The sequence below is a fragment of the Bellilinea sp. genome (assembly GCF_034432615.1).
Taxonomy (GTDB): Bacteria; Chloroflexota; Anaerolineae; order Anaerolineales; family Anaerolineaceae; genus Bellilinea.
In genome coordinates this window covers 1-24,314 of record NZ_DAOUBL010000146.1, presented here as the reverse complement: position 1 = coordinate 24,314, position 24,314 = coordinate 1, and the positions used below count along the sequence as shown (strand labels likewise).

Annotated in this window: 17 protein-coding genes and 1 pseudogene; 8 read left to right on the top strand and 10 right to left on the bottom strand. The window is 49.7% G+C overall.

All coding sequences use genetic code 11. The features are described from left to right. The first annotated feature begins 25 nt into the window (after positions 1-25). A complete protein-coding gene (locus tag VAE48_RS06695) occupies positions 26-1,483 on the top strand; it encodes a serine hydrolase domain-containing protein (protein ID WP_322792542.1) in 1,458 nt (485 codons plus the stop codon). 216 nt (positions 1,484-1,699) lie between these two features. On the opposite strand, the gene VAE48_RS06690 is transcribed toward VAE48_RS06695, so the two are convergent. Beyond that, the gene (locus VAE48_RS06690) at positions 1,700-2,572 is read right to left on the bottom strand and encodes a tyrosine-type recombinase/integrase (RefSeq protein WP_322792541.1); all 873 of its coding nucleotides are present in this window, start codon (positions 2,570-2,572) and stop codon (positions 1,700-1,702) included. Positions 2,573-2,835: 263 nt separating this feature from the next. On the opposite strand from VAE48_RS06690, the gene VAE48_RS06685 reads away from it, so the two are divergent. The 7 genes and pseudogenes from VAE48_RS06685 (at position 2,836) to VAE48_RS06660 (ending at position 18,438) form a co-directional block, all read left to right on the top strand. Next, on the top strand, positions 2,836-3,762 hold the full coding sequence (locus tag VAE48_RS06685; RefSeq protein WP_322792540.1) for a DUF5655 domain-containing protein: 927 nt from the start codon (positions 2,836-2,838) through the stop codon (positions 3,760-3,762). Positions 3,763-3,785: 23 nt separating this feature from the next. Further along, the gene (locus VAE48_RS06680) at positions 3,786-6,875 is read left to right on the top strand and encodes a DUF499 domain-containing protein (protein WP_322792539.1); all 3,090 of its coding nucleotides are present in this window, start codon (positions 3,786-3,788) and stop codon (positions 6,873-6,875) included. Beyond that, positions 6,875-7,549 carry a DUF3780 domain-containing protein gene (locus VAE48_RS06675; RefSeq protein ID WP_322792538.1) on the top strand — a complete coding sequence of 225 codons (675 nt, stop codon included), beginning with the start codon at positions 6,875-6,877 and terminating at the stop codon, positions 7,547-7,549. The genes VAE48_RS06680 and VAE48_RS06675 overlap by 1 nt, the downstream gene beginning before the upstream one ends. 99 nt (positions 7,550-7,648) lie before the next feature. Then, the gene (locus VAE48_RS06670) at positions 7,649-10,534 is read left to right on the top strand and encodes an anti-phage-associated DUF1156 domain-containing protein (protein ID WP_322792537.1); all 2,886 of its coding nucleotides are present in this window, start codon (positions 7,649-7,651) and stop codon (positions 10,532-10,534) included. After that, positions 10,527-13,256 carry a phospholipase D-like domain-containing anti-phage protein gene (locus tag VAE48_RS06665; protein WP_322792536.1) on the top strand — a complete coding sequence of 910 codons (2,730 nt, stop codon included), beginning with the start codon at positions 10,527-10,529 and terminating at the stop codon, positions 13,254-13,256. Before VAE48_RS06670 ends, VAE48_RS06665 begins: the two co-directional genes overlap by 8 nt. Before the next feature lie 719 nt (positions 13,257-13,975). Then, positions 13,976-14,098, top strand: a pseudogene (locus VAE48_RS17500) (hypothetical protein); the annotation flags it as partial. A gap of 356 nt (positions 14,099-14,454) precedes the next feature. Continuing rightward, positions 14,455-18,438, top strand: coding sequence for an NBR1-Ig-like domain-containing protein (locus VAE48_RS06660; RefSeq protein WP_322792535.1), 3,984 nt, complete (start codon positions 14,455-14,457; stop codon positions 18,436-18,438). A 127-nt stretch (positions 18,439-18,565) separates the two neighbouring features. Here VAE48_RS06660 and VAE48_RS06655 read toward each other — a convergent pair whose 3' ends face one another. The 9 genes from VAE48_RS06655 to VAE48_RS06615 form a co-directional block, all read right to left on the bottom strand. Beyond that, a complete protein-coding gene (locus VAE48_RS06655; RefSeq protein ID WP_322792534.1) occupies positions 18,566-19,336 on the bottom strand; it encodes a Rad52/Rad22 family DNA repair protein in 771 nt (256 codons plus the stop codon). 310 nt (positions 19,337-19,646) lie between these two features. After that, on the bottom strand, positions 19,647-19,823 hold the full coding sequence (locus tag VAE48_RS06650; protein ID WP_322792533.1) for a hypothetical protein: 177 nt from the start codon (positions 19,821-19,823) through the stop codon (positions 19,647-19,649). Positions 19,824-19,928: 105 nt separating this feature from the next. Next, positions 19,929-20,228, bottom strand: coding sequence for an SWIM zinc finger family protein (locus VAE48_RS06645; RefSeq protein WP_322792532.1), 300 nt, complete (start codon positions 20,226-20,228; stop codon positions 19,929-19,931). 74 nt (positions 20,229-20,302) lie between these two features. Further along, the gene (locus VAE48_RS06640; protein ID WP_322792531.1) at positions 20,303-20,542 is read right to left on the bottom strand and encodes a hypothetical protein; all 240 of its coding nucleotides are present in this window, start codon (positions 20,540-20,542) and stop codon (positions 20,303-20,305) included. 81 nt (positions 20,543-20,623) lie between these two features. Then, the gene (locus tag VAE48_RS06635; RefSeq protein ID WP_322792530.1) at positions 20,624-20,998 is read right to left on the bottom strand and encodes a hypothetical protein; all 375 of its coding nucleotides are present in this window, start codon (positions 20,996-20,998) and stop codon (positions 20,624-20,626) included. Between the two features lie 180 nt (positions 20,999-21,178). Next, positions 21,179-21,499 carry a hypothetical protein gene (locus VAE48_RS06630; RefSeq protein ID WP_322792529.1) on the bottom strand — a complete coding sequence of 107 codons (321 nt, stop codon included), beginning with the start codon at positions 21,497-21,499 and terminating at the stop codon, positions 21,179-21,181. Between the two features lie 204 nt (positions 21,500-21,703). After that, positions 21,704-23,302, bottom strand: coding sequence for an IS1182 family transposase (locus VAE48_RS06625; RefSeq protein ID WP_322792528.1), 1,599 nt, complete (start codon positions 23,300-23,302; stop codon positions 21,704-21,706). 67 nt (positions 23,303-23,369) lie between these two features. Then, positions 23,370-23,666 carry a DUF4942 domain-containing protein gene (locus VAE48_RS06620; RefSeq protein ID WP_322792527.1) on the bottom strand — a complete coding sequence of 99 codons (297 nt, stop codon included), beginning with the start codon at positions 23,664-23,666 and terminating at the stop codon, positions 23,370-23,372. A 23-nt stretch (positions 23,667-23,689) separates the two neighbouring features. After that, positions 23,690-24,157 (bottom strand): DUF4942 domain-containing protein, encoded by a 468-nt coding sequence (locus tag VAE48_RS06615; RefSeq protein ID WP_322792526.1) that lies wholly within the window; start codon positions 24,155-24,157, stop codon positions 23,690-23,692. Positions 24,158-24,314: the final 157 nt, after the last annotated feature.

The window sequence follows — 24,314 nt, the reverse complement described above, 5'->3', positions numbered from 1 at the left end:
AATTCAATAAGCACTTCCGGAGCATATGATGATAAAAAAAATCTTTGGGATTATTGCTTTTTTCCTGTTACTGTTCCCAATGTTCATAAACCCCACTCTTGTCCAGGCTGACAACCAGACCCTCGATTTTGAGGCAATTGATGCTTTTATTCTTGAGCAGATGGATAAACATGGCTTGCCGGGCGTTGCTTTGACGATTGTTTCCGGCGATCAGATTCTCTACTCCAAAGGATACGGCATAGAGGGCAACCGTCCAATGACTACCTCGACGCAGATGTTAATTGGCTCGCAAAGCAAATCTTTTACTGCGCTCGCCATTGCTCAACTGGTGGAACAAGGAAAGCTAGAATTCAACGCTCCAGTGCAAAGATATCTTCCCTGGTTTCGCATTTCTGATGAAGTTGCCTCCAGCCAGATCACCATCAATCATTTATTACACCATACCAGTGGATTATCTGAGGCAGGCATTAGTCGAGTCTTCCCTGCGGACACCCCCACAGAAGAAATGGTACGCGCCCTTCGCGATGTGAGCCTGACTGCTCCGGTTGGTAAAACATTTCAATATTTCAACTATGGATATGATATCCTCTCGCTGGTCATCGAAGCTGTGAGCGGAATGAATTATGCCGATTATCTGAATATACATCTTTTTCAGCCTTTACAAATGAGCCGTTCTACAGCCGACCCCTATTCAGCAGCCGATCTTGCCACAGGATATACGCGCGTTTTTGGTTTCCCGGTACCGTGGCGAGAATCAATCCCGCGTTATGAAATCGGAGCGGGGTTTATTGTATCAACCGCCGAGGATATGGCAAATTATGCCATTGCGGTAAAAAATCAAACTTTGCCCGGTGTCGGAAAACTTAACACCCAGCTAATGTTCACCCCCGGGCAGGCTAATTACGGCATGGGTTGGTGGATTGATCGGGCCGCAAGCACTAAACGCATTTCCCACGGTGGAGCTAACCGAACCTTCCGCACGGATGTGAACATCTACCCCCAGCGTGATCTTGCTTTTATGCTACTGGTCTACATCGTCAGTCTGATTGATCACTGCATTTCTATGGCACAGTTGCGAAATGGTCTCGAAAACCTGATTTTGGAAAATTCCGTTGGGAAAGCTGCCAGCGGCTGGTCGGTACGCTGGATTGGGTGGGGTATCGGCATCTTTGTCCTTGGCCTGTTAATCCTGCATACCCACAATTTTCTTGCCTTACGCGGCTGGCGGGTAAGAATGAAAACCGCTCCTCGCAGAAAAATCATTCAGGATATTGCCATTAGTTTCCTGATCCCCACCGCCATCCTTGTTGTAGTCCTGTCACAAATTGCAAGATTTTACGACTATCGCTTTAACTTGATCACCTCCTTAGCTTATCTGCCTACCGGCAATCCTGATATTTTCATATTACTCCTTGTGGGCAGCCTGCCGGATTACGCCCAAGGTATCATCAAACTAATCTGGTCTTTGGGTTTAAGCAAATAGGCTGAAACAGGTTGTCTGCTTTTAAAACCAGGCGGGCGGATTTTATCATCCCTCGATGGGAGAACTGCCGACAAAATAAAAAAGAGGATGTCGGGTTCATCCTCTAACCTGTCGGGGCGGGCGGATTTGAACCGCCGACCTCACGGACCCGAACCTTCCTGGGCAAAAAAGGGCAGTCACATCAGCAGACTGCCCTTTACGAAAAAAAATGCGCTGTTAGACAAGGTTCCAGCACCTTACAGGAGACGCCAATTCATGATCTCTATCCATGTCCACCTGGGCAATAGCCAGATAACGTTTGACCATGTCCAGTGTCGTATGCCCCAGAATATGCTGTAAGGTATAGATGTTCCCCCCGTTTCTGAGAAATTGAATTGCAAATGTGTGCCTGAATCGATGAGGATATACGCGATTTACCCCTGCCTTGTTTCCCAGTTCTGCCAATATTCTCCGGAGTTTAACCCGATCGATTTTCTTCTCACACTTCAAAGCAAACAATGGGGCGTTTGGGCGGGTATCTTTTCGGGTAGAGAGATACTCCTCAATTTTTTCAAAAGTTCCTTCAGAGATAGGAATGTACCGTTCCTTTCGCCCTTTTCCAAAAACGACAATGTGAGAAGTCCGGCGGTTCAAATCTTTGATTTTCATCTCGGTCAACTCAGATGCCCGAATGCCGGTATCCAGAAGCAACAAAATGATTGCCCGATCCCTCAATGGATACAGCGATTGCCCGGCAGCCTCAAGGATGGCTTGAATTTCATTTCTTGTAAACGGAACCACAACTTTTTTCTCGGGTTTTGGGGCTTGAATGGTTTTCATGGGATTTTCATTACATAAACCCTCTTTCAAAGCCCACTGGAAGAGAGCCGAAAGATCTGCATGATGGTTGCGTAAGGTCTTCGCCGATATTTGGGTTTGAGATGCCATAAAAGAAAGGAGCCGATCGCGGGTAATCTCTTCAAATTCAACTTCCCCCATAAACTCTTGCAGTTTCTTGAAGGTGACTTTGTAATCACGGATTGTGAGGGGAGAATACCTTGAGGCAAGGCGTTCCTGAAGAAATTGATCAATGACTACTTGTAGTTTCATGGTAAAACCTCCGTTGTAAATCGATACTGGTTAATTTTGCCACTCTAAAAGATTGTCTCGAGGGTAATTTTTGCTATACTTATACGTGTAAAAATTACCCCCTTAATAAATCCAGCCCCGCCGCGGGCATCGGCGAGGCTGGAGTGGCAACGCGGTAGCGGCGCGTTGCGGCAAAATGAGCATAGCAAACTTTTGCCGCCCGCGCAAATAAAAATGCCGCGGGCGGAGTTGATTTCCGTAATCGCAATAGGGAGGAGATTCAAATGCCATTATTCCGAATTTGTGGGGATCAAAAGGTTGAACAAATCAAAACACAGGCTTTTTCGCGGGAACGCTCTTTACAGCGATTGATTGAAAAGAATCTAAATACTTTATTGGGAATCCGATTTGTAGCCAGTGAATTTCCCACTGGAGACCGTCAGCGCGGTCGGATAGATACTTTAGGCTTAGATCAAGATGGAACACCTGTGATCATCGAATATAAAAAAACAAGCAACGAAAACGTGATTAACCAGGGACTTTTTTATCTAGATTGGCTACTCGATCACAAGGGGGATTTTACAGTTCAAGTACAAAGAGCCCTAGGAAAGGATTGCCAAATTGACTGGAGCAATCCACGCCTGATATTGATCGCCGAAAATTTCAGTGAATACGATAAATATGCCGTGAATCGGATCGGATCCAATATCGAGTTATGGATTTACCGTTTGTATGGTGAAGACCTGCTTTATATGGAACCAATGAATAGTGTATCTCCAACGAAGTCTCGATCCACTGCTCCAGAAGGAAAACCAAACAACCAAGATCAGAGTTCTGGCGGAACAAGAAACATGATCGAATATTCTGTCGAAAATCATTTACAGGGCAAATCGCCAGAAATAATTGATCTCTTCAAACAATTACAGGAGCGCATTTTCTCACTTGGAGAGGATATTAATGAAAAAGCAGTAAAACACTATGTAGTTTACAAACACGGTAAGAACTTTTGTGAAGTGTGGATTCAGAATGAAAAAATAAAAATTTGGTTGGACATCGCCCCAGATGTTTTAAATGATCCACTTCACCTTGCCCGTGATGTGACAAAGGTAGGACATTGGGGCACTGGAGACGTTGAAATTAATTTGGAGAATGACGCCCAACTGGAACCAGTTTTTGACCTCATTCGACAATCCTATCAACAAACGGTTTGATTTCTATCTGGAGGTTCGTGAACATGAATTCGTTATCATCTTTGGCTCTGAAGTCCTTATGCACGCCTCGCTCGATCATTTTTGATCCTCAAAAAAGGGATACTGTTCTTGACTTAAGCGACCTGATTGCAGGACGAATTGACCCTGCCGAATTCTTCGAGGAGAACTATCTCACTGAAGGCATGAGATTGTTACTGGAGTATGCTTTCCGACGATTGGAGGGTAAATCTGATCAAGGGGTTTTCCTCCTCAAACAAGCCATGGGCGGCGGTAAAACACATAACCTGATTGCGCTTGGTTTGCTGGCAAAACACCCTGAATTTCGCAATAAAGTAATGAGCCCCTTCTATTCTCCCGACCCTAATTTAGGTGAGGTAAAAGTTGTTGCCTTCAGTGGACGTGAAACCAATGTGCCTTTTGGAATTTGGGGAGAATTAGCCCACCAACTGGGTAAAGGAGAGATTTTCAAGGACCTTTACACACCCCTTCAGGCACCCGGTCAGAAAGCATGGGAGAAGTTGTTGACTGGTGAACGCTTACTGATCCTTTTAGATGAACTTCCCCCTTACTTCCAGTATGCTCGCGCAATTCAGATAGGCAACTCGGATTTAGCCCAAGTTACAGCAACGGCTCTTTCTAACCTGCTTGTGGCTATTGGGCGTCCGGGATGCGAACAAGTTGCTTTAGTGATTACCGACCTGAAAGCCTCTTATGAATCCGGTAGCGCCCAAATCGCTGAGGTATTGAGGGATTTTGAAAACGAAACCAAACGTAGCGCTATGTCGCTTGAGCCAGTTCGCCTTAACTCAGATGAACTTTATCATATTTTGCGCAAACGTCTATTTAATACATTGCCACCGGAAAATGAAATCAATAAGGTCGCTCAATTGTATCTTGAATCAATGCGCAAAGCCCGGCAAATGGATCTTGTATCCGAAACCCCAGAGGAGTTTGCTTCACGGGTAATGGACTCCTACCCGTTCCATCCCGGAATCCGCGATTTGTATGCTCGGTTCCGGGAAAATCCCGGGTTTCAACAAACTCGCGGGTTAATCCGTTTGATGCGTATGGTTGCCGCCAATTTATGGAATTCTGGCAAAGCAGAACACAAGTTGTTGATCAGCGCCCATGATGTGGACTTGAATGACCAGCAAATTCGAACGGAGATTTCTCAAATCAATCCTAACCTGGAAAATGCAATTGCCCATGACATTGCAGCAGAAGGAGACGCTGTTGCAGAGCAAATAGATCGCGACTCAAAGACAAATGATGCAACTGATGTTGCTCGACTGCTTCTCATGGCGTCTCTCTCCAACATCCCAAATGCAGTGCTTGGACTCTCCATACCTGAAATTGTTGCCTATCTTACCGAGCCGGGACGTGACCTGGCACGTCTGAAGAACGATGTGCTGCAAAAACTGGCTACTTACGCATGGTATTTACATAGCACCAGAGATGGAAAACTGTATTTCCGCAATGTTGAAAATTTAAACGCCAAACTCGAAACGTTAGTGAAGACCTATCTTGAGGAGCAAGCCATTAAGGAGTTGCGGGCTCGCCTGAATGAGTTGTTTCAGCCCAAACGGAAAGATGTTTACCAGAGAGTGGTTATCTTCCCCGCACTGGATGAAATTGAACTGACTCAAGATGAAGTAACGCTGGTGATTGTCCGTCCACAGAGCGGTGGTCTAAACCCGAAAATAAAAGATTTCTACGACCAAACGACCTGGAAAAACCGCCTGGCAATTCTTACTGGTCCGCGTGACACCTATGCTCAATTGTTGGAAAATGGCAAACGACTGCGCGCTATCGTACATATTCAGGAACAACTTAAAGCCGAACAAGTTCCGGATAATGATCCTCAAATGGTTCAAGCCAAGGGGTTGCTTGATCGTATCTTGCAGAATTTTCATTCAGCCGTTCGGGAAACCTTTACCGTCTTATGGTATCCTACTGGGGAAGGCTTAATGAGTGCTGACTTTCTGATGAATTTTGATTCTAACCGATACGATGGCGAGGAGCAAATTCGCAAGGTTTTGCTTGATAAGATGAAATTTACCGAAGATGTTTCCAGTGAAACCTTTCGTAAGAAGTGCGAACAACGCCTTTTTACCCAACAATCCATGCCGTGGAATGAAATCAAACGGCGGGCAGCCACTAACCCGGGCTGGCAATGGCATATCCCCTCCGCATTGGATAACCTGAAAAACGACTGCATTCATAAAGATCTCTGGCGAGAACAGGATGGATATGTAGAAAAAGGTCCTTTCCCACAGCCAGATACCAGTGTGAGCATCAAAGAAATCCACCGAGATAATAAAACAGGCGAAGTAACCCTGCGGGTTACCCCGATACACGGAGACGCAATCTATTGGGAAGTAGGGAATACTGCTTCCAGCAATTCCAATAAGTTAGAAGGCAGCGAAATAACTACCCGAGAACTTCGATTATCTTTCTTTTGTGTGGACTCCACGAATGTGCACAAACCCGGACCGGTTGTAACATGGAATAACCGAATCACCCTACGTTATCGCACTTACCAACAAGGCAACCAGAAAATGTTGGAACTCCAGTCTGCGCCGGAAGCAAATATTCGCTATACCTACGATGGATCCGATCCGAAGTTGTTTGGTATTCTCTATCAAACCCCCTTTGCCATTCCAGCAGGCACCCCGCTTGTCATGGTTTATGCCGAACGGGACGGAATCACCTCAGAGGTGTTGAAAATTCCTGTGGATTGGGATAACGAGGAATTGATCAAAATTGACCCCAAGTTACCTGCTCGATTGAACCGTGACCACAAAACCTCAACCACGCAAGAAACCTACCTCTTTTTAGAGAAACTGGAAAAACATCAAGGTAGTCTTTATGGATTAACCCTTTCGATAATGACACTCGGCGTAGCCCAGGAGTGGGTAGAGTTGAATGCATCAGATAATAAAATGTGGACTCCCCAACAAATTCGGGATGTTCTGGAAGTCTTGCGCCGCGTACAAAGTGAAGGGCAAGTTACGTTAACAGCCGAAGGGCTTGATTTTCCCAGCGGGCAGAATTTGCAGGACTGGGTTGCTGAGATCAAAACAGAATTACAGCCCGGAGAGGTAAAACAATAATGCCCACTGCGTCCGAAGCGTTAATGGCTCGCCTTAAGCGCTCCTTTGGCTTTGACCCGGCTGAAAGCAAGCATCACTTTCGGGTCTTCATTCCGCGCGGGAATCAGCAGATTACCATCAGCGAACATTTGACATGGGATGAGGAAAAAGGTTCCAGCCCTGCAACATTAAGCCCCACAACCGACGGAGAAATTCGCGTTCTTTTATCCCGGGCAAAATGGGATGCAATTGCCAGCGTTACCCGAGCAGAATTCAACCGCCGTTTGCGCCAACAGGGGAAACCCAGCGGAATGTGGCTGACTGGCGAAAACTGGGTGCGGCTGGATCTTGGCAAGGAGTTGGTTTTACTGGCATGGGCAATCGAAGAAGCGGATCCTGCGCTGATCCAAAATGCGATCGTTAACTGGTTAGGGCTTTACCCCGAAGAACGCTGGTGGCTTTACACCCAAACAGCGGCTGCCAGCGGTCAGGCTATTCAAGGGCGTTCCCTTGGCTGGCGCAAAGCGGTTCGTTTTGCCCTTACTGAAAACCCCATAGAAAAGACGGAGGTACCCGAATTCTATCTTCGAGCGGAGGCAGTTGAACAACGGTATTTATTAGAAACGCCTTCGGAGTATTCTTCTCCTCTTTCTGAGGATTCAAAAGATGAGTCCGAAACGAATGGAATAGATTGATTTGGAGACTTCCCTACTGGTTGAAAGAAGATGGAAGTATCGAGTTAGCCAATGTGGAATATGGACATTCCTGCAAGATCGAGAACTGACTGGAGCCCCATGGAAGACCTGACTTTTATCGAAACGCAATTTCCGGTTGCCAAACTTTCGGCGGAAGCCTACAAAGAGCGCAAAGCCGGTGCCAGCCAGACCCTGACCAGTTTGGGTAAATGGTGGGGACGCAAACCGCTGGTGCTGGTGCGCGCTGTCGTGCTCGGCTTACTGCTGCCCGCCAGCCAGGACCCCAAAAAAGACATGGAAATCTTCCTTAAGTTGATGACCATGGATGAAGAAGGTCTGGGGCGGCGCAAAGACAAACCCATCCCGGGCGAGGTTCTGCTGGCTGAACTGCAGAAAATGCCCCCATCGATTCGCCGCCACTTTACCGAACTCGATGAGACGGGCAACCTCCGCCTCAAACGTCTTTCTGCCGAGGAGCGCGAGGAACTGCAAAGGCTGGTGTTCCAGCACCTGCCTTATTCGGAAAAACTGCGCTACTGCCTGCGCCCGGAGCAAGTGGATGGACCTTCAGAAAAAGCATGGAAAGACATCAACGCTCACCTTGGCACCCACGCCCATAGTTTAACAGAGTTGGTTGCCGAACTGGGCGAACGCCGCTTCGGGCACCGCCCACGTGTGGGGGATGCTTTTTGCGGCGGCGGGTCGGTGCCTTTTGAAGCCGCCCGGCTGGGCTGCGATGTGTATGCCTCAGATCTCAACCCGGTGGCTACTCTGCTCACCTGGGCGGCGCTCAATATTTTAGGCGGGGGAGAAGAAGTAGCCCAGCAGGTGAGACAGGCACAGGAAGAAGTATTCCGCGCGGTGGACGCCCAGATCACCGAATGGGGCATTGAGCACAACGAAAACGGCTGGCGCGCCGATGCTTACCTGTACTGCACCGAAGCCCGCTGCCCCGAATGCGGCTGGAAGGTGCCGCTGGCGCCCTCGTGGGTGATTTCCGAAAAATACCGCGTGGTGGCAGAACTGGTGGCAGAAGAAAGCCAGCAAGGCTTCAAAATTGAAATTCACGAGAACGTCTCCCCCGAACGCCTGAAGCGCGCCGCCAACACCGGCACGGTCAAAGATTCGCGCCTGCACTGCCCACACTGCGGGGTGGATACCCCGATGGAGGTGGTCCGGCGCAACCTGCGCTTATGGGAAAACGAGGACCTGGTGCCGCGCCCGGAGGATGTTTTTCAGGAACGCCTGTACTGCATCCGCTGGGTGGAAACCTGCGTGGACGAAAAAGGTAGAGAACAAACCCGCCGCCATTACCGCGCTCCCAACAACGCCGATTTGCGCCGCGAGCAAAAGGTGCTGGAATTACTGCGCGAACGCTTTGCCGAATGGCAGGAAAAAGGCTACCTGCCGCGCCGCCGCATCGAGCCGGGAGATAAAACAGACGAACCAATTCGCACACGCGGCTGGACGCACTGGCATCATCTCTTCACCCCGCGGCAGTTGCTGGTTTATGGATTAATTATTGAAACTGGATTGACACTATCAACCAGCAAGAATCAATCCGTTGAACTTTTATTAAGATTGGGAATTATCACCAATTGGAATTCCAAACTTTGCATGTGGAATTCTGACGCATCAAAAGGTCCAGGCGGAACAGAGCAAACTTTTGCAAACCAAGCACTTAACACACAATTTTCTTTTGGAACACGAAGCGGTGTTTTTTTATTTGAAACCATTCAAAAAACTTTTAACTCTTTTTATAAATTTCTAGGAGAATTGAATGTTGAACCAATAGAGGCAAGAAATATTCGTCAATCAAACGACTATTGGATCACTGATCCTCCATACGCAGATGCGGTCAACTACCACGAATTGAGCGAATTCTTCCTCGCCTGGTACGAAAAACACCTGCCGCGCCTGTTCCCCAACTGGTACGCCGATTCCAAGCGCGCCCTCGCCATCCGCGGCACCGACCCGGTCACGTTCCGCCAGAGCATGGTGGTGGCTTACCGCAACCTGACCGAGCACATGCCCGACAACGGTTTGCAGGTGGTCATGTTCACCCACCAGAACGCCGCCGTGTGGGCAGATCTCTCCCTCATCCTGTGGGCGGCTGGACTGCGCGTCACTGCGGCATGGACGATTGCCACCGAAACGAGTTCCGGCTTAAAAGAAGGCAATTACGTACAGGGTACGGTACTGCTGGTGTGCCGCAAGCGCACACAGAACGAGCCGCTCTTTTTGGATGAACTCCTGCCGCGCATCGAGCGCGAAGTCAGGCGTCAGTTGGATGCCATGCACGCGCTGGATGACGCCAGCGAACCCAATTTCAACGATGCCGACTATCAACTGGCGGCTTACGCCGCCGCCCTGCGCGTCCTCACCGCCCAGCCTATTGAAGATATTGATCCTGCGCGCGAGATCAACCGGGTGCGTGCTCCTGGCGAAGAAAGTCCGTTGGAAAACCTCATTCGCAAAGCCGTCAAAATCGCCTGCGATTACCTTATCCCACAGGGACTGGATGAAATGTTCTGGAAAAAACTCGACCCCATGGAACGCTTCTACCTCAAAGGGCTAGAGGTTGAATCCCACGGTGAATACCGCAATGGGGTGTATCAAGAACTGGCGCGCGGTTTTGGCGTGACGGAGTACACCTCCCTGCTGGCAGATACCACCGCAAACCGCACCCGCCTGAAAACTCCCCGCGAATGGGGCAGACGGCAACTGGGGGAACAGGGCTTTGGCGCAACCCTTTTACGGCAGGTTCTGTTTGCCATTTACCAGATGGAACAAAGCGATGATGCGGGGCGCGGCTTGAACTATTTGAAGAGCGAACTATCTGATTATTGGGCGCTGCGCGAGTCGCTACTGCACCTGCTTGGATACTTAGCGGGATTTCGGCGCATCAGCGGTATGGAACACTGGCACCAGGCGGCAGAAATGGCTGAGATCCTCCGTGCTCGAATTCAAAACGACCATGTCTGAATCTCTGATTCATCGCTTTTCCTCCCGCCGACAGAAACTGGGGCGCACCTTTTTAGCCGAGCGTCTGCGAGGCGCACTGGCGTATGACCGCATTGCAGGTTACTTCACCTCTTCCCTGCTTGAAGTGGTGGGGGAAGAGTTGGAAAGCGTACAGGGAAAGATCCGCATGGTGTGCAACTCGCAACTGGATGAGCGTGATGTCGCCACCGCGCGTGCTGCTCGCGATAGCCTGTGGCTCATGTGGGGCAACTCAGCACCGGAACAGTTGCTAGATATGCCAGGGGGAGAACGACTGCGGGGACGGTTTGAACGACTTTACAACTTGCTGCGCAGTGGCAAACTGGAGGTGCGCGTCTTACCGGATGATGCTTTTGGCTTGATCCACGGAAAAGCCGGGATCATCACGCTGGCAAACGGCAGCCGTATTTCTTTTTTAGGTAGTACGAACGAATCACGTCAGGCGTGGGAAATGAACTACGAACTGGTGTGGGAAGATTCCTCGCCCGAAGGCGTGGCATGGATGCAGGAAGAATTTGATGCCCTGTGGACTTCCCCGTTTGCAGTCCCGCTTGCCGACGCCATCGTTACGGATATCGAAAGGCTTTCAAAGCGCCGTGTTATCTATCAACTTCCAGAATGGCAAAGAGGAACGCGCGAGCCTGCTCCGGTCATCGTCGAAACCCCCCTTTATCGAAAGTCAAACGGGCTATGGCCGCACCAGAAATACTTTATCAAACTTGCTTATGAAGCCCACCACGGACCTTACGGCAAAGCGCGTTACATTCTGGCAGATCAGGTTGGATTGGGTAAGACCATCCAGCTGGCTACGGCAGCCCTGTTGATGGTTCTGACTGGCGAAAAACCAGTACTCATTCTGGCACCCAAAACGTTGCTCTGGCAATGGCAAACAGAAATGCGCGATTTGCTGGATATGCCTTCGGCAGTTTGGAATGGCAAGCAGTGGGTGGATGAATCGGGACTGGTTTATCCATCGAATGGGCCAGAAGATATTTTGAAATGTCCCCGCCGAGTGGGTATTGTCTCCACGGGTTTAATTTCTCGCCAGTCGGAAATCGTCAACTATTTACTCCGTCTGGAGTACGAGTGCGTCATTTTGGATGAAGCGCATCGCGCTCGCAGGCGCAATCCTCACCGACCCGATGAGAAAGCAGAGCCGAATAATTTATTTTCTTTCATGCAGAAAATCGCTGAGCGAACCCGCAGCCTGCTCTTGGCGACTGCTACCCCCATTCAACTGCATCCCATTGAGGTTTGGGACTTGCTTGAGGTGCTTTCGCAAGGCGCGGATGAAGTATTGGGTAATGCATTCAGCCGATGGCGACAGGCTAAAGACGCACTCCCTCTCATAACAGGTTCTAAATCGCCACCAACCGATCTAAATGAGCAGTGGGAATGGTACCGAAACCCCCTGCCCCCGGCTGGTGAGGGCCGTGATTTTGAAATCCTGCGGCGTAAACTAAATGTCCCGGCTGATCAGTCCGTTGTGCCAGGCGATATGCTGGAACATTTGAGTGAGCCAGACAGAAATCGCATCCAAAAGAATTTTGCTAACTTTCTTCAAAATCACAACCCTCTCCTCCGTCACATCGTGCGCCGAACACGAGAACAACTTGAAAACCAGCGTGATCCAGAGACCCATGAACCTTACATGCCTCGCATCGAAATCAAGTTGTTTGGTGAAGCGCCTCATGAAGCCATCCCTCTTCCTGCGTACCTGCACCGGGCTTATAACCTGGCGGAAGAGTTCTGCAAACAATTTGGCGAGCGAAAAAAGGGAAGCGGCTTTTTAGAAACGCTCTTATTGCGTCGGTTGGGTAGTTCCATCTATGCCGGGCAATGTACCGTTGAGAGAATATTAGGGAACAGTTTTGAGGAAGAAGAGGAAGAAGAGGAAAAAGAAGATGCACCCGCCATTGTATCGTCGCGGCTTGCTGAGCAAATTACCTCGAGCGAGAGAAAAATTTTGGAGGAATTGCATCTGGCATTGAGCGCTAATCGCGAACGAGACCCCAAATACGAGAAAGTCCGTGAATTTTTAATTCAACACAAATGGCTGGAAAAATTTGGGTGCATTATCTTCAGTCAATATCGCGATTCTATTCAATGGCTGGGGGAACAACTAACCGTCGAGTTACCCGAAGAACCGATAGCACTGTATTCTGGACCACAAACCTCCGGACTATTCCAGCATGGTCAATGGATCCCAATGGGGCGAGAAGAGATCAAGCGGCTGGTTGCACAAGATAAAATCCGGCTGTTGTTAGGAACCGATGCCGCCAGTGAAGGATTGAACCTGCAACGGCTGGGGAGTTTAATCAATTTGGACTTGCCATGGAATCCAACCCGATTGGAACAACGCAAAGGACGTATTCAGCGCATCGGGCAACGTTTCAGCACGGTTTATGTATGTAATCTGCGCTATAAAGACTCGGTTGAAGATCGTGTGCACAGCCTTCTTTCAGAGCGTCTGGAGAACATTTACAGCGTCTTTGGACAATTGCCAGATGTTTTGGAAGATGCCTGGATCGCTTTAGCACAGGGAGAACGAGAACGAGCAGCCAGTATTATTGACGCAATTCCTCGCCAGCATCCTTTCGAAATCCGTTATACAAGAGTTGAAAATGTAAATTGGGAGACTTGCGCTGAAGTATTGCATGGGCAAGCACGAAGAGAGGTTTTGCAGAAAGGCTGGAAAGAGTAGGTAGTAGAAAGAGAGTCAATATTCATCTTTGATAAAAGCGGAAGATGGGAGGAAAAATTTTATACCCAATTTTTTTGAAAATTCGTAGTAAGAAATATCTATAATAATCGAACGACTTGCCAGAGTAGTAATGCTTAGCGATCAGGCATTTTGCCAAAATCTCCATATAGAGAGCGGAAATCAAACATACACAATACGCCTTATTCTCAAAGACGCCATCACCGTAGTACGCCTACCGATTCCTTTGTTGATCTGCTCCAGAATTTTGGTGGTAGGGATTATACGGCGATGGACAAAAGGGAAACGAATATCCTAAAACCGTTCGGCAAGTTCCTCCATAAAAGCAGAAAGGTTCGGGGCACACAGGCATACTTCTGGATTGAAGCCTGCAGCAAATCCTCCTTGTTTGTTATATCGGAGGCGTTGAAAATCACCCGCGGGTCGGCACTCCACCTTCAATCTGTTGCCTAGTAGGGGTATGACAACGCTATCGGGTCCATTTTTTACGCAATCTGCTTTCAAACATTCATAGAGAGTGTCAGGTAATGGTGGCAATGGGGTTAATAACAATCTCTGCCCAGCCAAATCATGAAGCAACCGACAGATAGCTACTGGCAGTCTATGACGCGAAGATGGACTGCTGGTCGAAAGCCGCTATAGTACTGCGGGAGGCTAAAAATGATATTTTATTTAACATGATGTTCTAAAAAGAGCATTGGAAGCGGATGTACTCGAACAATTGGTTAGAAAGTCTGAACAAAGGGGGGAAAAGTAGAACTATTGTCTCAGGCATTTTCTCGGACAAGTTTTATGCAATTTACTTAGTAAGTGCCATCCTGTAAGGTCAATCAAATGAATGGCAATTAGCCAAACGATACTTCAGCCTAGAGTAAATGTGAAATCTGTTTGAGTCGAATCTCTTGAAGGTGGCTGAGGGAATGTTATTTAATCTAGCGACTGTTCAATGACTTCCTCGCACCTTATAGATTCCACATAATGAATTTTCACCATTAAAGTGAAACTAACCAATAAAGAAACTTAAAAAACAAGAATCTCCTTATTAAAAAGTAATTTTTTTTTGATGATGAAAGACACTAGGAAAGATATAATTAATTTGTATGATGTATTCTTAAAAAATCCATTTTATATTACAAAAAAACAAAATCTCCAAAACTTTCCATAAAAAGGGGGACAAAAAATGCGTATCTTTTCACAGCGTTTTCTTTCTTTTCTGTTTGTTATGGTTCTTGTTTTAGCACTCTTTAGCAAGGGGCAAGCGAGTACCTCTAGCAGTGAAACAGTACAAGAAACTGCCCAAAATAATGATGAAGAAGTTATAGAACGCGCAGCATTAGAAGCGGTTTCGAAACAACCAAATCTTCTTCCAGTGGGTTATCAGCAGTTTTCCCTCAACAATGTTCGAATTGTGGAAGACTGGGCTTTCATGTCTCTAAGCAGTCTTCCAAAAAATACTGATATTACGCAAGACTTCTTACCTCCATTTCTTGTTTTTGCAGTGGGTCAAAAACAGGGATCTGACTGGTCTGTAACCCTCGAGACTGACCCAAACTACATCAACTTGCTACAAGCATTACCGGAAACCTTGCTTCCCAAGGAAAGTAAACAGGTTTTTGCTGGCACTTCAATCGTATTTTCTCAAAGTTCATCACAATCAACTCAACAAGCTACCTACTCGATTCCGCATCTTCCATGGGCAGAGGGAGAGTCGTGGCGATATAATCAGTCGCCCGGTGGTACTGGTTCGCATATGGATTCACCGAGTGCATTTGATTTTGGCACTCCTACTCAAGGGCAACCAGGGACGGTTTTTTCGGCAGATGCAGGTATTTTGATTGAGGCTAGAGAAACCTGCCTTGCTATTCAGCGCTCTGATGGTTTGATTCTCTGGTACCAGCATATCAATATGGGCGATGTTGAGAGGTGGAAAGGATCCTTATACCAACCCATAAATGCTATGGTAGAGCTGGGAAAAACCACAACGTTAGATGGTTGTAACGGGGGGACTAGTGGGCACCATTTACACTTTGAAATTTTGACTAAATTAAGCGGGCCTAGAACAAAGGTGGACTATCAGGGCTCAAGCATCAATGATTGGGTGCTAAGTGGAGAAACTCTTGTTCGGGCAGGAGTTACCCTTCATCCCAACTACAAGGATCTTGTGGAACACAAACATAATACAGTTCCTCTACCTCCACCTCCTGTAACTGGAAATTCTTGGGCTGAAGAACAGTTCTCTGTGCAGTTTCCCTGGTACTACCTAATCAGTGCCGGAGATAGTAGAGTCCTTACTGTAAAATTGGATGGGGAGGATCTTTTCCAAAAGCCAGCTTGTGCTAAAGCCCTTTGGCTAGGCCGCGGGATTCATATAATCCAGTATGAATATCAATCCGGTAATACTACACCAGAAGTTCATAGACAATTTTGGCCGTTTGTTAGTCCAACTTGTGCTGCTGAACCTTTAGATCCACCTCCATCTCAAGCAACTCCTCCTCCAGCTTCTACACCACCGCCAAATGACGCCTCTGCTTATGAAGCTGATGTTACTCTCCCTGACGGAATTACAGTGCTCCCCAATCAAGGGATTACGAAAATATGGCGTCTACGGAATACTGGTACTTCAACTTGGGGGAATGGTTACAAATTAGTATTTATACGCGGTGATCGGATGGGAGCTCCTGAATCGGTAGATGTTCCTGTAACCGCCCCTGGAAGTACTGTAAATTTGAGTGTTCCATTAGTAACACCTAGTAAAGATGGTTCTTATGCTGGTTATTGGCGACTTCGAAATCCTCAGGGAACCTTTTTTGGGAATGAAATATGGGCAAAGATAAATGTGAAATCGCCAAATACAAATACGATTACACAGCTTTATACGGACCCACCCTCTCCCAGTAATACTAATGCTGTTACTATTCGCTCAAAAGTTGAGAATTTCCCCAATTTCCGAGCTATGCGTATAAAGATCGATGGGGAGGTTAAGTATGAGATTGGATCGACTGAGGTAAACTTTACTTGGAACACCACAGGCTATCAACCTGGCGACCATAGTATTACTGTAGAAGTTGCAGATGGATCAGATCTCTCTTGGAGTCGCGCTCATTCTCGTAGTGTAATATATCGGCTGACTGGTACCTCTACTGGTGTGAATCATACACCTAACCGGCCTGCCCCTAGATCTCCCCATGATTGGTATGTGTATTATTCAGGAAATACGGCTAATCTATGCGCCAGTAATAATGGAGACCCCGATGGTGATGCTATAACTGGATATTACTTTGAAGTAAACGGGGCTCAGAATTGGAATAGCGGATGGACTAGCAACTCATGTGTGACCACAAGTGGTCTTGGCCCATATAATTATGAATGGCGAGTTCGTGTGCGCGACAGTAGGGGGGCAGAAAGTGACTGGAGCGATCGATGGCACTTTACTATAGTAAATCCCAATTTAACGATTACTGAACTTCGCTTTGAACCTCAGGATAGCGCCAGTGAGAGGGTGAAAATTCGTGCTTGCACTGCTGGTCAAGGGGGAGTAGGAATTACGATGCGTGTAAGTGTGAATGACAAAGTGGAAGGTAGCAACGAGCCAGATCAATGGCACATTATTCATGAGTTAGGAGTACCATGTTATAGCGATATAGACGCGCCCATTTGGACTACTCTAGAAAACAAAACAGGCTATCACAAGGTGCGAGTTGAGGCTCATGGGGCTAGCACTGGTTGGGATGGAGCAACAGTACGCGAAGAGACATTCTATGTTCCTGAACATCGGCCCGACTGGACGCGTCTTATTTCCCCTGTCCCCGCATCTCAGAACCCGCGAGAGCCGATCTTCCTTCCATCTCAAGATATTACCTTCCAGTGGAAACCAACACTTCGCGCTCAGAACTATACTTTGCATATTGGGACATCCCCAAATCCTTCTCAAAGTAGCAATCCGATTTACAGACAAACGTTCTCATCTGGGACCCTGCAAGCGACAGTACACTTTGGTCAAGCGTATGACTTGCTATACTGGCAGGTTACTGCTTCAAATGGTTTGGGCTCAAACAGTTCTAATGATCAAATGTTTGGAATTGATATCGCGCCACCCACATGTAGTATAAACCTTCCAGGTACTACGACTTCTCAAACGGATTTTACGGTTTCCTGGTTAGCTGGTGATGGACTATCTGGAATCAAGTCAGTAGACATCCAGTATAAGGATGGAGACCGGGGCAATTGGCAAGATTGGCTGGTAGCAGTACCGGCTACTCAAACAAGTGGAGTCTTCAAAGGGCAGCTTGGCCATTCATATAGTTTTCGTTGTCGTTCAATCGACAACGCCAACCAAGTTGGTTCTTACTCGGCAGAATCGCCTTTCATTTCAGTGACTCAACCACAGTCTCAAGCTGATCTGGAGATTGAGCGGGTACGTGTTTTTCCTGAACCTGAAGGTGGGTACCTTATTGCGGTAACTGTTCGAAACCGAGGTACTTCAAGCACCGGCAATGGGTTCTTTACTGACCTATACTTGGACCACATTCCAACTGGCAAGGGTGATTTCACTGGAAGTTTGCAGTTCTGGGTGAATGATCCTATTCCTGCTGGTGGACGCGCAACCCTAACCGCAAGGATTGAGGGTCCAACAGAAATAGGGCTAATGGCTGCAGCACCAGGTGGGGAAGTAAGTGCAATGTTATATGTGCAGACCGATTCTACAGGTAGCTTAAATGAGGAAAACAATCTTAACAATATTTCAGATGGTACAGAAATATGCTTTGCCTCTGGAGATATTTATGAAAACGATAACGATGCAGTTTCAGCACGTCTGCTTCAAGACCCTCAAACTCATAATTTTCATCAAGTTGGAGATGAGGACTGGCTGAAGTTTTCAGCAGAAAAGGGTAAAACATATGTAATAAGTACCGGCGATCTTGGACCCTATGTTGATACTTACTTGTACTTGTATGGATCTGACGGCAAAACACTTTTGACATCTAACGATGACAATGGCGAGGGCTTAGGTTCTCGAATTGAATGGACAGCTACCTCAAGTGGCACTTTCTATATTCAGGTAAGGCAATGGAGCCCAATTTCAGGTGGCTGTAAAACAAGTTATACCATTCAATTCGGCGACTTTTTTAACAACAAAATCTACCTACCAAACATTGTCCGATAATCCAAAAGGTTTAGATACCTAGTAGCGTCCTTGTATGCCGTAGGTAGTACCGAAAGCACCGTTGCCATACCAGAAAAACCAATCAAGCCAGGCGGGGTAAGCCTGGCTTGTGTTTGGGGAGCGCAACCTAGGCAGGGTACTTGTCGAGGAAAGCGCGCGCCGCCGCCTGGAGCGCACGAGCCGGGGGCGTCCGGGCATCCATCTGGGCGTACCACTCGATACTACTGCGCGGGATGTTGCGCAGTTTCAGCCCGGCGTGCTTCTTGAACGCTTCGGGGACGATGAAATCCCCGATGTCGCCCTGTACCTGTGCTTCAGGTTGCGGCACAGTTGCCGGGTCAGGGACGGGGTCTGGCTCCGGCACAAAGCCTTCAGCGGCTACCCGTTGGACCGCCGCTTGCGTGCGCTTTTCCGTCCATTCCCCAGCAGGCAGCGCCCAGTCGGGCAGTTGGGGCGGGTTGACGATCTTGCGTTTGGCGTGGTCGTAGTCACACCACACCTGCGGCAAGGCGTACAGGTACGCCCCCAGCCCAAACTTCACACACGCCCGCTTGAACGCCTGCGCTGACGCGCTGGTCACCGCGTTGGCTTCTGTCCGCTCGCCATCTTCACCGCTGGACAACAAGCATTCTCCATCGCCCGTGCGGGTCACTCCGGCAATCGTCAGACGGCACAGCACCACCACCCGATCCGGCAGCATCGTGATCCGGTAATCATCCTGCCAATCCGGGCAGACCAGATTGAGCCGCTGGATGTAGGAACGGCTGTCCACATACGCCAGCGCCAGGGCTTTGGTCTTCTCGCGGTTGGTCGCCCCAGGCTTGAACTCCACCTCGTTCGAGGGGAACGGCTCCACTAAAGCCGCAAGGATTTGAGAAATATCGAATTCGTGAGACATGACAAACCTCCTTTGTGTCCCCCTCTGCGGCGGGGGACAAAACTGGTGTTTTGCCCTGCCGCATCAGGGGAGTTCCACACGGTCTCGCTCCACCCACGATCTACTTATCGTGAGCAGAGGGAGACCGTGCGGAGGGAGGTCGCTCATCTCCTGCCGTCCTCGCCTCTCCTTGCCTTTCTCTCTGCCTGTTCGGTTGTTAAAGTTCCCCAAATCGCCTGCCCGGAGTTGCACCGGGTGATCCTCGTCAGGCGGAATGTTCGGGATGGCAGGGCGGGGTAAGCCCTGCCAGGGTGTTACCCCCGAAGGGGGGCTAATCGCTCGCCTTTGCCATTTCAATCTGCACCTGCCAGAGCAGTTTGAGCAGAGGAGAAACTTGCTTTTCCCATTCCGGCTCCACCTTTGGCAGGCAGTCCGGGCACAGTGCATATCCGGATACAACCGGTACCGGACGCAGGGGAATGTCGGCGTTGCACAGGTCGCAGTACACCTCGGCGTCGGTCAGTTCGGGTCCGCTCTCTTCGACTTCCCCGTCCTCGCTGACAAAAACATAGGACGGGCGGGTTTTGGGGGGATCCAGAGTTCGAGCGCCATGCTACGCCTCCACCCGCTGCTGGTGTTCCAGTTGCGCCAGCAACACATGCTTGCACGGGGTTTGATGTCCGTGCTTGGCAAAATCCTGACAGGTGCACGTCCACCGTTCCCCCGGCACGTTCGTCGAGGGGTCAAAGACGACTTGATAGATGGACGGGTTCCGACGGTCTGACATACTCGACCAGATTTGCCACATCACCTGTCCTTTCGGCAAATGAAACTTCGCCAGAATCTTGATCATCCCGGCTGAGGCGCCCACCAGCGCCCGGTTCAGTCTGTCCATAACGGCTTTGGTCAACATGGTATTCCTCCTTTTCCCGGTACGCCGTGCCGCACCGGGAGAGATTGGTTCTCCCCGGCACGGCGGGGTTTGGCTTACTGGGATTGGAGTGCTTTTAACCACCACCGTCGCTGTTTTCGCCGTTCTTCCTCGAAAGCGTCAGACAGGTACCGAATTTCATCGTACACATGCTGATCAATTGCTGACGCCAGATGATCAGCAAGGTATTTGACAAGCGCCCGTGATGCTTTTCGCCCCGACAGGGCTGTAACGATGTCGTCTTCGGTGATAACGATGTTGATGACCGCCACGACTTTATCCAGATTGTTCGGCATGGTATTCCTCCTTTCGGGTCGGCTCCGCACCGCCGACCCAGTGAAATGGATCGGCGGGCAGGTGCGGCTGCCCGATTGGAGTTAGAACGGCGGTTCTTCGGTGACGGTGGTTTTCTCGTACAGGCGTTGTTTCAGCCTGGCGACTTGCTTCTCCGTGAGGAAATGCCCGCATTGCGGACAGCACCACACCTCACGGATGTCGTCCCATACCTCACCGGCGTAGAAGTGGTAACCGCCGGTATATCCCATGAATTCGGCTTTTTCGTGGCGACACTGGCGTTTTCGGCGCTTTATTTCTCTTTGGAGTATCTTCACGCCGCTTTCTTCCAATGCGAGATGCGTTCCTTCTTCGCACCGGATGGCAAAAGCGTGTATGCCGTCACTTTCAATAACCTGGCACTCGATACCCAAAGCAATCGCCTTTTTCACCAGCCGGTCAATCACGGACTTTTTCATGGACTTCCTCCTTCTCCCCAGCATCCCACACCGCCGGGGAACAGGGTTTGTTCCCCCGTGTGGGCGGGGTTGAAGAAGGGCTTGGCTTGGCGAGCGATATAACCTTGTTAAGGTGCTGGTGCAAACACCCTTTCGGGTGGTATTGCCGTAGGTGCAGGTGGGATCACCTGCACAGGGAAATCAGGCGCAAAAACACTTTTGGCAAAGCACATTCCCGTCAAGATCAATAAAAACTGCGGGCGCCTTGTGCGGATTGCGAAACCGGCGGTTGCTATCCCATAAATCCCTACCGCACTTTTTGCAGTAGTAGTGCGGGTTGGGTGCGGTGGGTACACAAGTGCCCGGTTGTGGATCGGGATTGATCACAATCGTGACCACTCCCGGCTTGCGCTCGACCCGGAAGCCGTTGCGCAGGGCTTTCTCCCGCAACCGAAAACATTCCTGCGCATCATCTGCTTCCTGGCGGGACCCGCCATAGTACTGGCTTTCCGTCATTGCCATTTTCAACCTCCTTTGCCCTCATCCGTGACTGAGGGCGTGTCTGGTGGATACGCCCTGTCACGGCAGGGAAAGGATTGCGCCTGATATTGACTTGGTAAGGTGCTAGGGGGGCTGTCTGGAAAGGACATCCAGGCAGCCCTTTGGGTAAGGAAAAACAGGTCAAATAAACCCGTTTTGACCAGCGAAAAAAAAATTGGCTGTCGATCAGGCAGCCAATTTTCGTAGATTGTGGGCTATGCTTACCAGCCCCCACTCGGTTTTGACCTTCTCTAAACTACGCAGGTGGAATCTTCGGAAAGCCATGTTGTGTTTGATCTGCCCAAACACCGTTTCAACCTCAATCGAGCGTGCAGCGCGCAGCCGCTGTCCCTCCGCGCTGGTCAGGTTCTCGCGTGCTTTGCGGCGGTATTCCAGTAAGCGGAAGGAGATGCGGATCTTGCGGTTGCCCCTGGCTCGCGTGCACTGGTTTCGCAGCGGGCATTCGGCACAATCGAAACATTCGTAGGTGTGCCGCTGGCTCTGGTAGCCGTTGTCGCTGGTGTAGCGCGAGGTGTACTGAAAATGCAGGCGCTTGCCCGCCGGGCAGATAAAGGTGTCGCTAGCCGGGTCATAGGCAAAGTGTTCGGCACGGAACTGGTGAGCCCGCAACACCTGCGGGTTGCGGTAGCGATGGGTATCCTGGTAGAAGGTGTTGTACTTGATGAAGTTCTCGACATGGTGCTGCTCCAGATAGGCATAATTCTCTTCACTGCCGTAGGCGGCATCCGCCACAATCTTGTTCGGTAAGCGCCCGCCCGTGTTTGTGCGCACCTGTTCGAGATGCGGGATCAGGCAGGGCGTGTCTCCTGCGCGGTTGTGCACGCTGAAACCGGTGATGAACTGCCCCTCCGTGCCGATCTGCACATTGTAGGCGGGTTTCGGCCAGGGCTTCTCCGCCCCGCGGTCTTCCTTCATGCGCAGGCAGCTGGCGTCCGGGTCGCTCTTGGCATAACTCGAACGCCCCGCCAGCGTCTTGGTCTGCTGTTCGTACTTCTCCAGCCGCGGCAGGCAGTCCTCTTGCAGCTTCTTCAACGCTTTGCGTGAGGCCCGGCTTTCTTCTTCCCGCTGTGGACGCTCGCGCAGCCGCTGGTTCAGTTTCTCGATGCGTGCGCGCAGCTGTTCGGCATCCATCTCCCCACCCCCACCTTCTGATCCGCCGCGTTCCTCCAGGTCTTCCTCCCCATAGGCAGCCTGCTCGGCTTCGTTCTCCGCTTCAATCTGTTTCAGCAGCTCCTCGATCTGCACTCGCACGCGCTTCTGGTAGGTGTTTTTGCGTTTCGCCCACACCACTTTGTGTTTGTTGGCGTCCGCTTCGATCTTCGTCCCGTCTACGAAATACGTCTCCAGCTTGACCTTGCCCGCCTCGATCAGATACGCCAGTACCTCGCCAAACACCTCATCAATCACTCCCTTCATCCGACTGCCGCGAAAGTCGTTGATTGTGCGGAAGTCCGGGCGGTTGCCCCCGCTCAGCCACATGAAGTGGATGTTCTCCCGCAGCGCTTTGGCAATCTTGCGCGAGGTGTAAATCTTCTGAGTATAGGCATACACCAGCACCTTCAAGAGCATCTTCGGATGATAACTGGAGGTGCCTCCCCCTTTGTACTGCGCCAGCAGGGGGCTCAAGTCAATCTGATCAATCGCATGGTTCACCACCCGCACCAGGTGGCCTGGCTCGATGAGATCATCGTAACTGGGTGGCAGCAGATAGGGTTGACCCATTACATACGGTTTGAAGACAGGAGCAGCAGGTTTTCTTTTCATGCCCCCATTGAATCACGTTTCTCCCAAAAAGAAAAGGGCTGTCCCTTACTTTTTGGACAGCCCCATGCTAAACTGCTCCGCCATCCCCGAACGAAGGCTCGATTAAACCACCGGCAATCTCGTTGAACTTTTTGAGTAGATCGTCCCTCAAAAAAGTCAGGTGAAGATTGCCGTTTGCATACCTTTCCCATTTGAAATAGTCGGTCTGCCCTTTTCGGTCGTTCAGCCCGTCCACAAGAGGACTGCTGTAACTGTCAAATGGAAAAGATTTTCCGTCAAGCAGGTGAAAGATTTTGTCCACCTGTATCAAGTGGCGGCGGGTGCGGGTGTAGATGTTTACGTAATAGGGAGTTTCATGGATCACCCCTTCAAGGATGATCTTTTTCCCTACGAAGAAACGCCCGTTTTTTTGTTGGTCTTGTACTGGCTGTGCCATGTAGTACCGGGGCGAAGGAAATCGAACGATTCGCGGATCATCTCCGCAAAAAGTTCTTTTGCCGCTCCGCCAGCAAGCAATTCCTGTACGGCTTCCTCGCTTGGTTCAGGAACGGATTGATAACCGTAACCGTTACCTCTCAGAAAATCCTCAAAACGCTCCAGTCTGGAGACGGAGAGGACTTTCTCTACCCCGCTTGCCGTAAGTAACGCCCGCCAGGTGTGCTGTTTAAGTGCAAGCAAACGTTCTTCCATGAACCGCACCGCGTAATCGCCACCCATACCGAGCCCTGACGCTTCAGCGAGTTCGAGCGCACGCTGAATTTCCTTACCGTGTGCTTCGATTTCTTGCTTGACTGTGCGGTAGATCGCAAGCACTTCGGTAATTGTGTAGGGTTTCTGAATAGAAACAACAGACATGGTTAACCTCCTTCTCCCGCCGTCTGCACCCGGCGGGAAACTGGTGAGTTTCCCCCGGTGCAGCGGGGTTGAAGGATGGGACGGGAGCAGTATTCGCCTGTTAAGGTACTGTCCGGGATTATCCGCCCGGTCGCGGATTTGGCATCGGGCAGGGCAG